This window comes from Pedobacter terrae (assembly GCF_036946585.1).
Lineage (GTDB): Bacteria > Bacteroidota > Bacteroidia > Sphingobacteriales > Sphingobacteriaceae > Pedobacter > Pedobacter terrae_C.
Genome location: NZ_JAQIIV010000002.1, coordinates 384,111 through 401,725 on the forward strand (window position 1 = coordinate 384,111; position 17,615 = coordinate 401,725).

General features: G+C 41.9%; 10 protein-coding genes. 6 read left to right on the forward strand and 4 right to left on the reverse strand.

Annotated elements, in window-relative coordinates:
* Window positions 1-7 precede the first annotated feature (7 nt).
* Together PGN18_RS04200 and PGN18_RS04205 are read left to right on the forward strand one after the other, a co-directional pair.
* The gene (locus PGN18_RS04200; RefSeq protein ID WP_335318104.1) at window positions 8-2,155 is read left to right on the forward strand and encodes a GH92 family glycosyl hydrolase; all 2,148 of its coding nucleotides are present in this window, start codon (window positions 8-10) and stop codon (window positions 2,153-2,155) included.
* Window positions 2,156-2,610: 455 nt separating this feature from the next.
* Entirely contained in the window at window positions 2,611-3,264 is a 654-nt protein-coding gene (locus tag PGN18_RS04205; protein WP_335318105.1) for a hypothetical protein, read from the forward strand.
* Window positions 3,265-3,761: 497 nt separating this feature from the next.
* On the opposite strand, the gene PGN18_RS04210 is transcribed toward PGN18_RS04205, so the two are convergent.
* Window positions 3,762-3,932 carry a hypothetical protein gene (locus tag PGN18_RS04210; RefSeq protein WP_335318106.1) on the reverse strand — a complete coding sequence of 57 codons (171 nt, stop codon included), beginning with the start codon at window positions 3,930-3,932 and terminating at the stop codon, window positions 3,762-3,764.
* An 84-nt stretch (window positions 3,933-4,016) separates the two neighbouring features.
* On the reverse strand, window positions 4,017-4,301 hold the full coding sequence (locus PGN18_RS04215; RefSeq protein ID WP_335318107.1) for a GNAT family N-acetyltransferase: 285 nt from the start codon (window positions 4,299-4,301) through the stop codon (window positions 4,017-4,019).
* Between the two features lie 517 nt (window positions 4,302-4,818).
* On the opposite strand from PGN18_RS04215, the gene PGN18_RS04220 reads away from it, so the two are divergent.
* The 3 genes from PGN18_RS04220 (at window position 4,819) to PGN18_RS04230 (ending at window position 10,770) form a co-directional block, all read left to right on the forward strand.
* Entirely contained in the window at window positions 4,819-6,684 is a 1,866-nt protein-coding gene (locus tag PGN18_RS04220) for a PAS domain-containing sensor histidine kinase (RefSeq protein WP_335318108.1), read from the forward strand.
* A 332-nt stretch (window positions 6,685-7,016) separates the two neighbouring features.
* Window positions 7,017-8,126, forward strand: a complete 1,110-nt coding sequence (locus tag PGN18_RS04225; RefSeq protein WP_335318109.1) for a PAS domain-containing sensor histidine kinase — start codon at window positions 7,017-7,019, stop codon at window positions 8,124-8,126.
* A gap of 433 nt (window positions 8,127-8,559) precedes the next feature.
* Entirely contained in the window at window positions 8,560-10,770 is a 2,211-nt protein-coding gene (locus tag PGN18_RS04230; RefSeq protein ID WP_335318110.1) for an ATP-binding protein, read from the forward strand.
* 222 nt (window positions 10,771-10,992) lie between these two features.
* Here PGN18_RS04230 and PGN18_RS04235 read toward each other — a convergent pair whose 3' ends face one another.
* A complete protein-coding gene (locus PGN18_RS04235; protein WP_335318111.1) occupies window positions 10,993-16,116 on the reverse strand; it encodes a PAS domain S-box protein in 5,124 nt (1,707 codons plus the stop codon).
* A gap of 493 nt (window positions 16,117-16,609) precedes the next feature.
* Between PGN18_RS04235 and PGN18_RS04240 the strand changes: the two genes are divergently transcribed.
* On the forward strand, window positions 16,610-16,996 hold the full coding sequence (locus PGN18_RS04240; protein ID WP_335318112.1) for a response regulator: 387 nt from the start codon (window positions 16,610-16,612) through the stop codon (window positions 16,994-16,996).
* A 79-nt stretch (window positions 16,997-17,075) separates the two neighbouring features.
* On the opposite strand, the gene PGN18_RS04245 is transcribed toward PGN18_RS04240, so the two are convergent.
* The gene (locus PGN18_RS04245; protein WP_335318113.1) at window positions 17,076-17,435 is read right to left on the reverse strand and encodes a response regulator transcription factor; all 360 of its coding nucleotides are present in this window, start codon (window positions 17,433-17,435) and stop codon (window positions 17,076-17,078) included.
* Between the last annotated feature and the right edge of the window lie 180 nt (window positions 17,436-17,615).

The following is a 17,615-nucleotide window of genomic DNA, read 5'->3' on the forward strand; positions in this document are numbered from 1 at the left end:
TTATGTAATGAAGTTGCTAACCAAATCCTCTACCATTCTTTTAATATTGATTGTTGCGATTCTTCAGGAATCACAGGCGCAAACCAAATTAACACAGTATGTAAATACTTTTATCGGCACTGCGCCTTTAACTGATCCTAAAATCCTGGGATATGAGTTACCTGAAGGTTGGCGATCGTGGGCAGGGTTAACCTTTCCGGGCAGCTCGTTACCAAATGCGATGGTGCAGTTGAGTCCGATTACAGAATTTGGCTCTGGTGCTGGCTATGAATATGAAGACGATACCATTTATGGTTTTGCACACACCAATAAAGGGCACTGGAATTTGTGTAATATTCCCATCTTACCACTATCTAATCCGAAAGGTAAATTTGGTTCAAAGTTTTCGCACAAAAGGGAAAGCGCGGCACCGGGCTTTTATCAGGTATATTTAGATGACTATCAAGTGAATGTGAAACTCACTTCAACATTGAGATGTGGTTTTCACGAATACACTTATGAAGATAATACGGACAGGCAAATCCTATTCAGTATGGGCAAAGCCAACAGTAGCGTTAATACCTGGAATATTGCGCAAGATGGGCCATCGGCCATACAGGGTTTTCAAGGTGGAGAGAACGTATATTTTTATGCGCAAGTGAATGGAAAGATAGATAAACTTGAGATCACTGATGCTGGAAAACGTTCAGGTTATGCCATCGTACACCTCTCCAACGGTGATAAAGCACCTGTGGAACTTAAAATTGGTTTATCTTTTGTAAGTATCGCCAACGCCAAAGAAAATCTCGCTAAAGAAATCGGCAATAAAACTTTTACACAGGTCCGTAAGGAAGCAACTGAAAAATGGGAAGCGCTATTAGCTAACATTCAGGTGAAGGGTGGAACGGAAAAACAAAAGCAGCTGTTATATTCTTGTCTGTACAGATCTTTTTTATGGCCGGCTTTGCGCAGTGATGTTAACGGTGAGTTTAGAGATGCAAAACGCAATGTGGTAAAAGGAAACTTCAATTATTATACGGAACCATCACTTTGGGATACCTATCGCAATAAAGACGTGCTTTTGGGTCTGATTACACCTAAGGTGACTTTAGATGTAATTAAATCTATGAAAGATGTTGGCGATAAAACGGGTTTTATCCCTACGTTTTTTCATGGCGACCATGGTGCCTCTTCCATTGCAGGAGCTTATTTGAGAGGAATCGATGACTTCGACATCAAAGCTACCTACCAGATTTTATTGCGAAATGCCAATGTAAATGGTGGCGCCCGTCCGTTTGTGAAAGAATATATAGAAAAAGGATATATTTCAGATCCGGATGTCAAAAATCCGCATGTGGAAACCAAAGCAAAGGCTGGAGTATCAAAAACGCTGGAGTATGCTTATGATGATTATTCGCTGGCCCAAATTGCCAAAAAATTAGGCGACAGTAGTAACTACCGCACACTGATGGCCCGATCAAAAAATTATAGAAATGTGTTCGATCCGGGTACGCGCTTTATGAGGGGCAGACTGGAAAATGGCGATTGGATCAAACCTTTTAACCCTCAATATCCTTACTATGAATATATGTACAGGGAAGCCAATGCCTGGCAGGTTTCGTTTTATGCACCTCATGATATGGAAGGTTTAATCGAATTGTATGGCGGTGCAAAAGGTTTCGAATCCAAACTGGATTCACTATTTACCGTACCCTGGAATCCGAAATATATAGCCCGGAATGTGGAAACCATGATCGGACAGTATTGCCAGGGCAACCAGCCTGATCATGAAGCACCTTTTGCTTACACTTTTATCGGCAAGCCAGAAAAATCACAAAAAATTATTGATAAAATTTTAAATGAACTCTACGGAATTGGTGACGATGGTTTGGCACTTTCGGGAATGGATGATGCCGGCGAAATGTCGGCATGGTATGTATTCAGCGCATTGGGGTTATATCCATTTTCGGCAACTGATGCAGAATATTTGGTTACTGCGCCACTTTTTGATGAAATTAAATGGAAAACCAATAGCGGCAAACTATTAACGATTAGTAAACCGGGTAAGGGCAGGGGGATTAACCAGATTAAAGTGAACGGCAAAGTGAGTAATGGATATTTTATCTCTCATGATCTGTTTAAGAATGGTGGGAAGGTAGAAATTGGTACCAAATAGAAGTTTGAGGCAGCAATACAAGAGCGCTAATGATTAGTTTACCTGGCGCGCAAGCCCTATGTTAAACAGGTAGCGTATTTGCTTTTTGCGCTTCGCTGCCTCATAACTCGTTGTTGTGGGGATAACGTTTTATCTTCCCTTTAAGAGCCAGTGGGCTATCTGGCTTCGGCAGCACTGCCTATTAGAGGTTGCAGGGGGATAACCTGTGTTCTTCAACCATTAAAGCGCAATAGCCATAAAAACGTTCCGTTACTTCATCAAGCTCTGCAGAGGATAGGCCCATCATAAAAATTATGATGAAATTAGTATCTATGGCCACTTCTTGGTTGTTTAATTATTTTACTCGATACGAGCCATTTTAAATAAAAATAAATGATGATGCAACCTTAATCAGATTCTTGCCGTCTTTCCTACATACTTATTCAAAGTACTTATCGTATCAAATTATTCTGAACATGAAAAAATCTATTTACTTTCTTATTTTCTCTTTTTGCGTTCTTGCAAGTTCTTGTACCATGATGGTTAAGGGGATTGCTAAACTCGTAGTTAAAAATTACAATGACTACACCAGTACTCATATTTCTGATATACAAGTGATAGATCCAGATGGAAAACTTCAAACTTTTAACGACTTATATAAGGGGAAAACAGTTTACTTATATGTTTGGAAGGATAAAAAACTGTCTGCCCAACAGGAAAAATCATACCTATTGTTGAAGGAACGTTTTGCTAAGTATCCTGATGTTGTTTTTACTAAACTTTGTATCGGTTCAGATAGTGCATCAAATACGAACAGGCTGGTTAATAATGATTCATCAGCTGAATTCCGAAATATTTTAAAAATTAATGATCCTGCACCATTCATTATTGGAAAAGACGGGGCAATTTTATCTTACAGAGGACCAAAGCCTGAAGACAAGATCATCGTCGACTATGTGATTTGCCAAGCCATGACTGGTGAAGATGGAACTAAATCTGCTAAAAGATTCATTAGAGGAGTAAATGGGAATAGCCAGTTCAAATCGGAAAAACTGGTTGAATGGTATACCAAACACTTTGGCGAAGCACCTCCTAAAATCCTTTCAATGTCTATATCAACTACAAACTAATATTGATGAGTTTAATCGGGAAATCGAGAATCATTTAATAATTCGTCATTTCAACTTTTCTAATTTACCAAGCTGTCGGAAGCGCAGGTTATCTGAAGGAGGTAAAAATACCTCCTTCTTTATGATTATCTATAAAATGCGTAGCGAAAAGGTTTTATTAATCACCTGTTAGCGTGGCCATCGAAACTGTCTCATCCAACATACCTCGCTACAAGAGGATGCCATTGTAAACGGCCACGTGCTGGGCATTACATACCGCAACAATTATAATCACGCTTACCAGATTTTCTTTGCCAGGGTTCCATAGTTCTTTTTATAAAATGTACCTTGGTAAAATCTATCTGATATATGCCGTCAATTTGCTGCAAAGTCCTAAAGAATAATTTGCTTATAACGCTGCGAATAGACAAATGAGTGACAGAAAGATCTTGAGGAAAAGAAAATTACTGCATTCAAATAAAATGATATTCATCGCTTTTTACAGAAAGTGATGAGGGCTACGCAGTTTCGTATAGATCCTGAAGCGAATCAAATGGTTCTTTATATGAAAATTGTGCATTTTCCAATAGTTTTCTCGTCGCGGTGTTATCCCTGTTGACTACTGCGCCAATCCTGGTGATGCCTTGCAAAAGCAGATTGTCGATGAGCGGTGGGAGTATTTCCATCATAATATAACATCCGGTTTCCATTGCAGCAAGAGAGAATTCAATAAAGAAAGGGTAGCTTGCAATTTTGTAATGCTTTTTGGCAACTTACGGAGATATGAGGTTGATAAGTCCGATAACATTGTCCCGCTTTTTATCGGTGATAAAGTGCAGGTAATTGAATCCGGCATGGTAGTTCATTACCATAGTTTGGAGGAAAAGTTCCCCGTCCTGAATGTTATGTAAGCGTTTTTCAGGTATATATCTTAAGGTTTGTTCATCTGAAAGAATTGAAAAAATATCAACTGCCAGCTTTTCAAAATTTTCCAGGTCTTCCGGTCTGAAGGGGTGGATCAGCAGGTCGTGAGTCTCATATTGCAAGGGATCAATCATTCGTGCGGCTAAAATAGCAAAACAAAGACCAGGATGCTATCTCTCATTAATCAGATCTTACTGCGGTAACGGTCTTTGCTTAGAACGAGGTCAGGGACTTTTTTAGGTTTGAACAATCAGTGTAATACGCTAACACTCATTCTGACGGAGGTGCTTTTCGACAAGTCAAGCATCTCTTGTAAAATACTATTACTTTTTTGTTTAAAATTAAAAGAACCGTATAGAGTTTGCTAATTGAATAAAGTCTGCAACAATAAAGCGTGAGTTATAATGGCTATAGGAGTGAAATTCTCGAATCAGGCTTATTAATAAAAATACGCAACGTGGAAAAATGATTGTTATGCTGGTCTTCACTAGAGGGCGACAAATACTTGGTTTGTCAAAAGGAGTTATAGAAACTTTCCGCAAACTTTCATTAGGGTTTCTTGGTTAGTTGAGAACAATAATTTTTTATAACTGTAAAATATCGGCCAGCTACCTGATACGATTAATTGCAGCCAAAAACATCGACCTACCTATGAAAACACCTTCGTTAAATGAATTGGCGGATACCATGAGCCTAATTCCCAGTTGTTTGATGACGGTTTCGCCCGAAAATAAAGTACTGATGGTCAATCATCACTTTCAGCAATGCCTGCGAGGTATTGCTGATAAAATCATTGGGGATAATTTTAAGTATTCCCTGGAAACGGTATTAGAAACATGGAACAGTAAGTCCCTTTCGCACTTGTATGGTATGGACACGTGGTTTTCTGATAATCATGCGATCCTCGAGAGCGAGAAGGCCAAAGATGATTTTGCCAATAGATTTACCGGGGTGTGCTATAATACCATTGAAAAAGATCATGAGCTTGCCGCCATTATCATCAATTTCGGTGTCGGGGCACCATTAAAAGATGAGGCTACCGTTTTAGACCTAGAGATGGCTTTTACCAGCATGACCGATGATACAGACATCCTGATCAGTATTGTGGATAATTTCGGAAATATGGAATACCGAAACCCCGCCTGGCTTAGATATATGGGGGAGGAGATGCCTGATAAGGGAAGATTTAAATGGGAAGATGCCATTCATGCTGATGATATAAAATCCGTTCAAAAAGCGCTTTACGATGCGATATCAGAACAAAGTGCATTCAGCTCTGAGTTTAGGATGATGGATCAAAACGGGGCTTTTCGCTGGCTAAAGATCAAGGGAACCCCGAGGTTCAACGAACAGCGGCGGTTTTTAGGTTACATCTGCACCGGAATTGAAATTAGCGAACTAAAAAAACGGATGGCTGAGCTGGTGTTGATCAATACAGCACTTACTAAATCCCATGCTGATCTTATTTCCAGCAACGAGAAGCTTCAGTCCGCTTTTGACGCAGCTGAGATGGGAAGCTGCAGCCTTGATATCGCGACGCTAAAAGCTGAGATGTCCAGGGAATATCGTAACCACTATGGACTGCCGATATCGGGAGAGATCAACTGGGAAATGGTCACCGATGCTGTGGAACCAGAGTACAGGGAAGAAGTAAACCAGGTACTTGCCCGGTCAGCAAAGTATGGCACTCCGGTGGACACTACGTATCCCATCCGGCATTTGATATCTGGAGAAAGAAAATGGATGCGGGTTGTAGGTAAAGTCCGGAAGGATAACGATGGATTTCCCCGGTCGATTTATGCAGTGGTGATGGACGTAAGCCGACAAATGGAAGAAGAAAACAGGAAAAATGAGTTCATATCCATGATCAGCCATGAGCTTAAAACCCCTTTGACTTCAATCGGCGGGTTTACCCAGATTTTAGTACACAAAGCATTGAAAGCAGAAACGCAAGACTTTACTCCAATCTGCAAAAAGATTCAGCGACAGTTGGAAAAAATGGGTAGGATGATAGAGGGTTTTCTCGATGTCTCCAGACTCGAACTAGGCAAAATGGTAATCAAAAAGAGTGAGTTCGATTTTGCTTCACTCATCGAGGATTGTAAACAGGAGTTCATCAATGAAATTTCAACCCATAAGATTACCTTTAATGAAATGGAATCGGTAACCGTTAATGCAGATAAGGATAGGCTTGAAATGGTACCGCACAACCTAATAAGCAATGCCATCAAGTATTCGCCAATGGGCTCGGAGGTGAACGTCAGCTTTGGACTTATTGATGGAAATGTTCTGTTGAGCGTCAGGGACAGGGGAATGGGGATTTTGGAAGAGGAAAAGGACAAATTGTTTAACCGGTACTTCAGAAGTCGAAATCAAAAAAATTATACAGTAGCGGGCTTTGGCATAGGACTTTTTATCTGTGCGGAGATTATCCGATTACACCAGGGAGAAATCATGGCTGAGCAGATCCAAGGCGAGCGTGGAGCAAAATTTACGTTTAAGATACCCGTCTGTTAAGAAAAGCAAATTTAGGTTAGGTATTTTTAAAGACGCAGGTTTCTGCGCAGTCCAAATGAACGATGCCATTGAGGGCCCAGGCTCCCGTATGATTCAGATGAGTCGGATTAGCTGATTGCGGACATTTTATTTAATGGACTTTATACTCAAGCAGTGATGTGTAGTGGCACCAGATCATCCAATTATTTTACAAGATCACCTTTCTTTGCCAACCAGTTTTTTTTCCTTGATGATTAGGATAAATAGTTTAGCTATCTAATTTAACGTACCATGTTGTGTTAGGAAATTCACATTAATGTTGTACTTTTGCTAAAAATATTCGCAAATTAGTTATGAGTGCTGAACTTCCCCACGCAGATCAAACATTTAATATCTCTGACGAGCATCTGGATATTGCCCTGGCACAGGTGTCTATGGGTTTCTGGAGAGTGAATCTGGCGGATAGCAACTTTATGGCTTGCAGCCAGCAGTGTAAGAAAAATTTCGGATGGGATCCGTCCACAGCATTTAGTTATGCTGACATGTTAAGTTGCATACTTCCAGAGGATCTTTCTGAAATGCAGTCCAGGGTCTCATACGCGATAAAAGAGCAACAGCTTTACCGGTCAGAGTACCGGGTAAAGCATCCTGATGGCGTCATTTACTGGATTGAGGCAAATGGTAGGGTTCTGTATGAAAATGGCATACCATATGAGATGTTGGGAACCACACTAGACATTACTGGTAAGAAAGATCTGGAAATACTACGTGATGAGCTTTTGAATGTGGCCATGCATGAACTGAAAACGCCACTTTCTACTGTAAGGGCTTCCTTGCAATTACTGGAGCGTCTGTTGCAGTCGCGAAATGATGAAAGAGCTTCCAGTATCGTGACCAGGGCACTGGGATCAACCGAAAGGATCAACCGTCTTTTAGGGGAGATGGCCTTACCGGTCAATGCAAAACTAAAAGAAATTAATCTGGCAAAATCAACTTTCGATATTCGCAGGCTTGCCGATGAGATGGCGGACAATGCGATGGTCATTCACATCAATGCCCAGATCAAAGTGGATGCTGATGCGGATGAAGTTTTAGTGGATGCTGACCGTTACAGGATTGCACAGGTCATTACCAATCTGATTAACAATGGCATCAAATATTCTGAAAATGAACCGAACCTGGAAATTACCATAGCCACAGGTCTTGATCAGATCAGGTTCATGGTCAGGGATTATGGGATAGGGATACCTGCAGGAGACCGTAAAAAAGTATTCCAGAAGTTCTACAGGGCCAATACAAATTTGAAAGTGGATGGCCTTGGAATAGGGCTGTATCTTTGCGCAGAGGTTATTGTTCGCCATGGGGGCAGCATCTGGGTGGAAGACCTCGAGCAGAAAGGTACAAGCATTATATTTACTTTACCACTAAGCAATCCTTCCGAGGACTTTGCAGCGGTATCCTGATTATGTTAATACGGTTGAACAATAGTTACTATAAATTGTAAAAAATCCTTCACTGAAAGCGACAACGTTGAGACATAATCATCTTTTAATTGAAGCGTTGCTTCCGGGATAGCATTGACCTTTTTCCAGATTCTATTTGGGAATGCGCTCAACCGATCAAAGCCCGAAAAATACAGATTGTCCAATTTTCAGGATTACCGGCTCCCACCATAAACGCGTCGATCAGCCAGTTTCAAATTGCTAAAGCCCGGTTATTATGCAGCAATGATGTTTTCGCTTTTCTTAAACTATTGCTGGTATCACGTGTTCTTTAAGCGTGATGATTTCAGGATAGGGAATCCATCTTGAGAAATTCGTATCAGCAAGATTAATTAAAAGATTTGTGTGACGATAAGCAATCTGATATCATCAAATCTGCGTAATTTAAAAAAGAATGAGTAAAGTTGATCCACTAGATTTATGTAGTCGTGAACCAATACATATTCCTGGTCACGTGCAGGCACACGGTTATCTTGTTATCCTTGATTCTATTGGGATAGTAAAATACTGCAGTGCCAATTTTAAGGAACTGGCGAGAAGGGAACTTGGTATTGAAATTCTGGAAAGTTATATCACCGCCGTGAGTGCTATTCTTGGTAAACCGGCCAATGATAAATTTATTGAGTATATCATTAACCTTTCATGGCAAGGAAAAGAATTTAAACCGCACAATCCCTATATTGTAGAGATTAAGGGACAGGTTTATAATATGATCATTTCACTATCGGGTGATTACTACATACTCGATTTTGAACCTGAAGCATCCGACTTGTTCGCAGATCCCCAGAACACCGTAGGGGCTGCTTTATCACAAATGTTAGCGGCGAAAGAGTTGCAGACCATTCTTGAAAATACCGTAGTTGAGATCCGGAGGGTTATTAATTATGATCGGATCATGATCTATAAGTTTCACGAAGACGGACATGGGGAAGTAATCGCCGAGGATAAGCAACCTGATCTGGAAACTTGGCTTGGATTGCATTATCCGGCCTCCGACATTCCACTACAGGCACGGGAGCTCTATAAAAAGAATTATACCAGGTTGATTGCAAATGTTGATGATGTGCCTGTTCCGATATTGGCTATGAGCAGTATTCCTGCAGACCTGACCAATAGCACGATCAGGGCAGTATCTCCTTTCCATATTACCTATCTTAAAAATATGGGTGTTCAATCAAGTTTTAGTGTTTCCATTGTTGTAGATAATGAGCTCTGGGGGCTCATTGCCTGTCATAATTATTCACGCCGTTTTATAAATTTCAGACAGAGGGAAACCGCTAAACTGATTGGTCAGGTACTGAGTTCCTGTGTTGGGCTGAGAAATCAGGAAAAGATTCATCAGGATAATTTGAAGTTGCAAGGCGTCGTGATGGAGGTTACCAGGAGTTTATTGAACAACAACAAAATTCCTGATTTTATAAAAGATTGTGGCGACACCATATTGAATGCTTACAAAGCATCTGGGATCTCTTTATATTTTGAAGGTGAATATTATTCATGGGGAGAGGTTCCGGATATTGGCGATATTTTTTGCTTGACCGAAGAACTCAGAAGACGGGACAAAGGCCTCATCATTTCACAGAATATATCACAGGATGTTCCTTCAGCTACAGCTTGCGATAGTAAATTTGCGGGTTTGATCGCATGCCAGTTTACCGAAGATGTTAAAGATTGTATTTTTATATTTAGGACAGAGATTTCCCTCACTGTGAAATGGGCAGGTGACCCTGCTAAAATCATCCGTTTTGATGAAAATGGCAACCAATATATTTCGCCAAGAAACTCTTTTGATCAATGGTTGCAGGAGGTTAAGGGGAGTTCCGAAATGTGGTCTGGTCTAGAGATAGAAACATTTCTGGAAATCAGGGATGAAATCAATTTCGCTATAGGGCGTAAAACGATAGAGTTGCGCATACTCAATGAAAAGCTCCGTGATGCTTATGCTGAGCTGGACACTTTTGCACATACAATCTCGCACGATTTAAAAACGCCACTGACCGCCATTAAAGCTTTTGCTGAATTGATTTCCCGCAGGTCAACAGAGAATGAGATTATAAAGATGTCTGACAAAATTGTGGATAATTCTGCAAGGTTGGGTAACATGATCCATACTGTCCTTGGATACGCTAAAGTAGGTCAGAAACTTTTAAATAAAGAGAAAGTAGATATGACCTCCCTGATAACTGAGATCAAGGATCAGATTTTAATCGGCGACATCAATAAAAATCTTAAACTCAATATCCTGGAAACTCCGGATATTGATGGCGATCCCGTCCTTCTTTTTCAGGTCTTCCTGAACATTATTGAAAATGCAGTGAAATATTCTCATAAAACTACCTTTCCTATTGTTTCCATTGATGGGGCCATAGTTGAAAACAATGTTGTCTACCGCATTACAGACAACGGTGTTGGGATCAACTCGGAAGAGCAAACAAAAGTTTTTGGCCTTTTTACCAGGGTTGGTCAGCAGGATGAATTTGAAGGCAACGGTGTGGGATTAGCCACGGTGAAGAAAATTATCATCCGCCATGGGGCAACTATAAAAATCGAAAGTGAGGAAGGCAGCGGAAGTACTTTTGTGCTCTCATTTCCATTAGCGGGTTAGAATGCCTGGTCCTTTGCGGAATAAGAATCAAAATTTACGGGTTGTGTTGCGATTTAAATTTATTATTCAAAAGAGAGTCCTTACATCTTTACACGGCGTTGTCGTGAGCACGAACCGGAGAGCAATTCAGGAATAAAAACCGATCTGGTCATATCCAGTTCGCGCGGATTGCCATACAGGCGGTCCAGGATTGCATGGGAAGGCGCATTGAAAGTTATTATATCAGCCAGACTGGCTATTTTTTGTTTTTAATGCCCGTGGGATAATTACCTGGATATCAGTGCCACGCCCAGGCACCGAATTCACTGATACCTTTCCCTTAAGGAGTTTGATCTTACTCCGGATAGTGGCAAGTCCGATCCCTGGCTTGGCTTTTTCCTGATCTGCAAAACCCTGTCCATTATCGCTCACCCATATTCTGATCTGTGCAGCGGTGATGTGGATGCCGAGGTTACAGATAGTGGCATTAGCGTGTTTGACCACATTGTTCATCAGCTCCTGAACAGTACGGTAGACCGCAAGTTCCAGGAATTTTTCCATTCTACCTTGATAGCCTGAAATCTGGCAGCGGAACCTTGTCGCGCCGCTCAGCTGTGAACAAACATCGTCAATGGCGCTTTTTAGTCCAAATTCTTCGAGTGTAGTGGGCATCAGCTCATGGGATATACGCCGCGTTTCGACAATTGCATCGGTGAGCAGTTTACTGATGTAAGCTTTGTTTTTTTTGAATTGATCCTCTTCGCCTCCGTAAGTTACACTGGACAAGCCGATTTTGACCGCATAGAGAATCTGTCCGATTCCATTATGCAGGCTTTCAGAAATGCGGTGCCGTTCCTCTTCTACGGTTTCGAGCGTTACCCTGAAAATCTCCAATTGCTGCTCGGCCTCCATGCTGTGAATTTTTTCCTGCGCCTGGCGCATGGCCGTAATGTCCATATCAACGCCGAGCACACGCAAGGCCCTGCCAATTTCATCTCTGATTACGGCACCTTTGAGATGGAGTACTTTTCTTCTTCCATCAATTTTTAATTCTATGGTTTCTTCAAAATCCTTATCACCTGAGAGAATATGACGGACTAAATCTTTAACCGCCGCGCTTGTCGCTTTTGTAGCATGTGTCATATAGATTTCAGGTTTGACTGGCGTTCCTTTATCTATACTGAAGAGGCGATACATCCCGTCCGACCAGCTAAACGTCCCACTGATGATATCATAATCCCAACTTCCAAGAAAGGCAAGATCTTCGGATTGCTTCAATAGTGTATAATTTTTGAGACGCTCTTCCTCAGCCGCTTTGCGGACTGTGATATCCATGTTGGTCGCCACTACGCCATCATTGAGTTTTACGAAGGCGCAGGAGAACCACTGGTTGAACCCATCATAACTATATAAATATTCTGTCGACTGAGGTTGGCCGGTTTCGATAGTTTTGATAATGAGATCAAAGAGGCCCGCATCGCGGATTCCGGGATATTCTTCTGTGTATTTTTTGCCGATCAGATCAGTTCGGCCCGTGACACTTTCCAGTTGCTTGTTGACTGCGATGATCTCCAGGTCTATGACCTGCTCTCCGCTGTCCCGTATGGCTTTCAGGATAGACATTTGAACCAGGGTTGTATCGAGTATCGAACTTAGTTGATCGCGGTTTTCCTTGAGCCGGAGTTCTGCCTTTTTTCGGGCGGTAATATTCAATGTTGTGGTGGCGACGCCATCATTAAGTTTTACAACGGATTGATCGAACCATCCTTCAAATTGCTCATACTTGTATTTCTTTTCGTACTGCTGGGCTATACCGCTTTCAGTTACTTCCACAAAAGCTTTGAATATACCCTCTTTTTTGACTCCTGGGTTATGGGTCACCAGGCTTTTTCCGATCACATCGCCATAGATCTGTTCCGAGGCATGGTTATTCAATATCCAAATAAAATCAGTGATCTTTCCATCAGCATTCCTCACGGCCTGAAATACCTGGATCATTTCATGGTTGCTATCCAGTGTCGCCTGTAATAGCTCGCGGTTTTGTTGTAATTCCGCTGTGCGCTCTTGGACCTCTGGTTCCAGGTGTGTACGGTACTTCAGTTCGGCATCTCGTAATGCTATCGCAGTCTGCTTATGTTCATTGACATCTAGCACAACATCAAGCATGGCCTGCTGCCCGCCATATTCTATCGTTGCTGCACTGATTGAGACCCATACCGGGTTGCCATTCTTTTGCCTGAACCTGACCTCATGGTTAGACAGTGTATATGGTTTGCTGATGTCATTCAACCAAGCCTCCCGCTCTCGGGGCTCGTCATAAACAAAACCTGAGGGCTTTTGTAATAGTTCTTCGGGGCTGTAATTAATAATATTTGCATAAGCTTGATTAACGTAAATGATCCGACCCTCAAGGGAGTTCACGGCTATTCCAACTGGGGATGTCTGCGTGAGCGTTCGAAAGCGCTTTTCACTCTCGCGGAGCGCTTCTTCTGCTATCTTTCGATCATGAATGTCTGTTGCGGATCCGTACATTTTTACCACCTGACCATTTGGGTCAATGACTGGTGATGCATTTACGACAAACCAGCAGTATGCGCCATCATGTCTGCGTATGCGATGTTCCTGTCGAAGTTCATTGCCGGTCAGGACAGCTTCATAAAAGCCGATCGTCCAGCCTTCCCGGTCATCAGGATGAATGGCATCGATCAATCCCAGGCCGATAGCTTCCTCCAAACTTTGGCCCCTGTAGGCAAGCCAACGCTTGTTGTACCAGTTTGTTGAACCGTCCGGCTCGCTGTCCCAGAGTAGGTCAGGTACCAAATTGGCAATCGATTGGAAGCGTTTTCTTGACTCCTCCATTTCCTTTTCAGCTTTTGACCGCTCGATCGCTGACCAGGTACGTTCGGCAACTTTTTCGATGAGCTGGATGTCGTCAGTTTGCCATCGGCGGGGCTTTGAACTGATCGCTACCATTGACCAAAGTGGTGAATATTCACCTTTGCGTAGCGTAGCAGCCACCATTGCCCTCATTCCAAGCTTACTGCTTTTTTCTTTTTCGGCCTCTGACAGGCCCTGTCTTTCAAGTTCATCTTCTATGACAAGCGTTTGGTCCAGGATCGCCTTATATGCTTCTGGATATTGGGAGAGGTCAAAAATTTCTGGCAAAGGCGGCACCGTATCGTTTCCCATCTGATAGTCCAACAACGCCTTATTTTCGTCCAGATAATAGGATACAATGTAACTGCGATCAAGTTGGAGGTAAGCGATCAACAGCTCGAGCGCGAGATTGGCAATGGCGTCAGGATTAGGTTCTTTACGAAGACGGTCTGAAAAATTAAGTATAAAAGCCTGGTGCTGCTCGCGGCGCTTTTGTTCAGTGGTGTCTAAACTAACGCTGGCAATAAGGCGACTTCCAGATCCTCCGACACGGGAATGGTAGAACCGGTACCACCGATTTGTATCTGCATTATAATCTTCACCGCGTATCGCTTCTCCTGTATCGTAAACATGATTGAATGAAGCAAGCCATTTCGCTTCAAGGTTTGGTAAGAGTTCGCTTGCTTTTTTGCCGATCACTTTGGGAATTCCGGTGGTTTCGGCATGTTTTGGATTTTCCTCCAGATAGATAAAATCGCTGACTTTGCCGTATGCATCAAAAACGAGCTCGACGAGTACAAAGGATTCATCTATATTTTCAAAAAGCGTACGGTATTTTTCTTCACTTTTGCGCAGCGCCTGTTCGGCTTTTACGCGTTCCAATGCAGTCCAGACGCGTTCAGCCGTATCTGTAGTCAATGCGATCTCATCCTCCTTCCATTTCCGTGGCGTTTGATGGTGTACGCTCAGATTGCCGACGAATATGCCATTTTTTACAATCGGTATAGCAAGAACCGCATGCACGCCTACCGCAAAAAAATTCTCTCTCTCCAGATCATCGTAATTCCCAAGACTCACATCATCTGTAATTACGGCCTTACCTTTTTTGAGTATACTGACGGAAGCACCGAAAGTCCCAAAAGGAAACCGGCCCGTAAGTTTCTGCACACCTTCTCCAACATAATTGTCATTCAAAACAAATTCTTCGCCCTCCACATCTGCATATACCACCCGATCTGCCTTCAGGAATTCCCCTAACAGTTGCATAGCCACTTGTTGGATGGCTATCGGATCGGCAAGCGATCGCAGAGCGTCATTGAGTTTTAAGAGATAGGCTTGCTGCTGCTCCCTTTGTTTGCGTTCTGTGATGTCTTCGAAAATTACAGCGACCTGCCTGCCTGCTGCTTCGCCCACACGTGAAGCAAGAACGCGGTACCAACGGCCGGTCGGTTCATGAAGGTTTTCAGACCTGCCGGCTTCACCAGTCCTGATGACCTGGTCAAATAGATCAAACCAATATTGTTCGGTACCTGCTGAAAGCTCGCTGTGTAATTTACCGACAACATCGCTTAAGCCGGTCTGGATTTGATACGCAGGATTGACTTCTATCCATTTCAGGTCATAAGGTTTGTTTTCCTGATTATACAATACTTCATATATACAAAAGCCATCATCAATAGCATTGAAAATGGAGTAATATCTGTCCTTGAGATTAAGGGCTATTTTGTCTTTTAGCTCATGGATTTCCTTTTCCGTTTTTTTACGTTGCGAAATGTCTACTGCGGATGAGATTAGGCCATCATCTAATTTAGCTGCAGTCAGGTGAAACCACTGCGCGACCCCTTTCAACGTTATCTCTACTTCAGTGTCCAACCGATGGCCGGTTTCTACTACATCACAATAGAGCTGGAAAATGTGAGTATTGTTAATGCCTGGATAAACATCGGAGTATCGTTGTCCTTTACGGTCAATCTCCGAATACTTGCGGGCTTCCTTGTTTTCCAGCTTGAATTCAAAATCCACAATCTGGCCCTTTTCATCGCGGATGGCTTTGTGATAGGCCATAGGATTACTTGCTACTTCAAAAACGGTCTGTGCCAGATCCCTGCTTGCCTTGAGCTCCGTAATGTCTTCGGTGGTCATCACCACACCATCATTAAGTTTCACCAGTGACTGACGAAACCAGCCATCAAACTGTTCGTACGAATATTTGATCTCCTGTGTACACGGAACGCCTGTCTTTGCGACTTGCCTCATCTTATCAAATATCCCGGTCTCTGCAACTGCCGGGTTTTGCATTAATAAACTCTTTCCGATGACTGGTCCATTTTGTTCGACACCCTTTTGATTATTCATGGTCCATACAAAATCGATAATCTCATTTTTTTCATTGAATACAGCACTAAAGACCTGTATGATGTATGGCGATGAATCTAGCACTGCTTGAAGCAATCGCATATGGGTGAGTTGTTCGTCAGAGGGTAATGTCATTAGCTTTCTTTAATAGGGTACTAGAATTGGCCAAGTACGGCAGCTTCATCATTGAGAACTTTCGGGTTAAATGACACTTAAATTCAGATCCGGGGTTTTTTGAAGTTAATCATTTTAACATGATTTAGCGACAAATGATAAAAACAAGTATTTACCACTCTTCCGGCGGGTATAAATAACGGATTTGATTTATACGACAACACCGATTCGTAAGAAGGAATTAAGGTATAATAATCCAAATGGTCTTATTTAACATACGTTTTGGGTCGGGATAAAGAAGCCTGGATTACTTTTAGGCATAACTTGAAGATTCCAAAACTTCTCTGGATATGATCATGTTTTGAGATAAATGCTTATTTTAGGGTGTCGACTAGCCTATGTGTTCTGCTAGTGTAAATCAGCAGGCAAAGAGATTTTCGGATAATTAAAGTAATGAGAAATTAAATGATCAACATTTGAGGAAACTTAATCTTATAGCCGAGTTAATATAGTTATGATAAGACTACTGATCGCAGAAGATAATCCAATTGTCAGGGCTGAGCTGGTAAGACTACTTGGCAACCAGCAGGACATTTCTATCGCCGCTGCCGAATCTAATGGCCAGCGATCCTTGGAACGTCTGCGTTCAGGAGTCGAGTGTGATATTGTACTTGCAGATCTCAGTATGCCAGTAATGGACGGGTTCGAATTTAGCTTAAAATTAAAAAAAGAATTTCCAATGATAACAGTCATTGTCCTAACGATGCATACAAAAGAAGACTTTGTCAGAAGGGCCAGGGAGGCAGGTGTGGCAGGATATCTTTTGAAGCACTTGGATGGTGATGAACTCTGCGATTCTATCAGGCTCATATCTACAGGCATTGAGCTATACATGTACTAAGGATTTGTTTCCGCTATAAGTTCTACAATAAATCGAACATGTTATATTATGGAAAAAGATAAGTGTTAAAAGAGTGGGTTTAGTTTAGTATTGTCGTAACTCTGTTGATGAAGTCATCTATATTAAACGGCTTTGCGATAAAATCATCTGGTGTGCATTTTGACCCAAAATCATTTATCGATGCATTGGCTGACATCATCAGTATCGGAATTTGATCCGTGCGGTTATCGGCTCTCATTTCACTACAAAGCTCCAGACCATTGCCGTCCGGCAACATGACATCTGTTATCAATAAATCAGGGGACATTGATTTAATTTCATTTTTAAAAGACCCTACGTCTGGATAAAGCTTTACATCATAATCTTCTTCCGATAGTAGAATGGAGATAATATCTCTAATACCTTCATCATCTTCTACCACCATAATTGTCTTTCTCATAAGCGTCGATACTTACATTACAACCAATCAAAGTTCAAATAGTTTCTTAATATCATCGTTTGTTATAAAATATAATCTTTGAATTTCTCCATTAATTAAGCATTGAACGGTACATAACAACTGATCGATCACTTCATCCTCTCTTGGGCCATATAGCATTTATGATAGCAATAGCACGGT

Bases quoted from the DNA above. Each gene is read 5' to 3' on its own strand.
- PGN18_RS04200 (WP_335318104.1), top strand. From the start codon at position 8: ATGAAGTTGCTAACCAAATCCTCTACCATTCTTTTAATATTGATTGTT.
- PGN18_RS04215 (WP_335318107.1), bottom strand. From the start codon at position 4,301: ATGATTGATCCCTTGCAATATGAGACTCACGACCTGCTGATCCACCCC.
- PGN18_RS04230 (WP_335318110.1), top strand. From the start codon at position 8,560: ATGAGTAAAGTTGATCCACTAGATTTATGTAGTCGTGAACCAATACAT.
- PGN18_RS04235 (WP_335318111.1), bottom strand. From the start codon at position 16,116: ATGACATTACCCTCTGACGAACAACTCACCCATATGCGATTGCTTCAA.
- PGN18_RS04240 (WP_335318112.1), top strand. From the start codon at position 16,610: ATGATAAGACTACTGATCGCAGAAGATAATCCAATTGTCAGGGCTGAG.
- PGN18_RS04245 (WP_335318113.1), bottom strand. From the start codon at position 17,435: ATGAGAAAGACAATTATGGTGGTAGAAGATGATGAAGGTATTAGAGAT.
- PGN18_RS04225 (WP_335318109.1), top strand. From the start codon at position 7,017: ATGAGTGCTGAACTTCCCCACGCAGATCAAACATTTAATATCTCTGAC.
- PGN18_RS04210 (WP_335318106.1), bottom strand. From the start codon at position 3,932: ATGATGGAAATACTCCCACCGCTCATCGACAATCTGCTTTTGCAAGGC.
- PGN18_RS04220 (WP_335318108.1), top strand. From the start codon at position 4,819: ATGAAAACACCTTCGTTAAATGAATTGGCGGATACCATGAGCCTAATT.
- PGN18_RS04205 (WP_335318105.1), top strand. From the start codon at position 2,611: ATGAAAAAATCTATTTACTTTCTTATTTTCTCTTTTTGCGTTCTTGCA.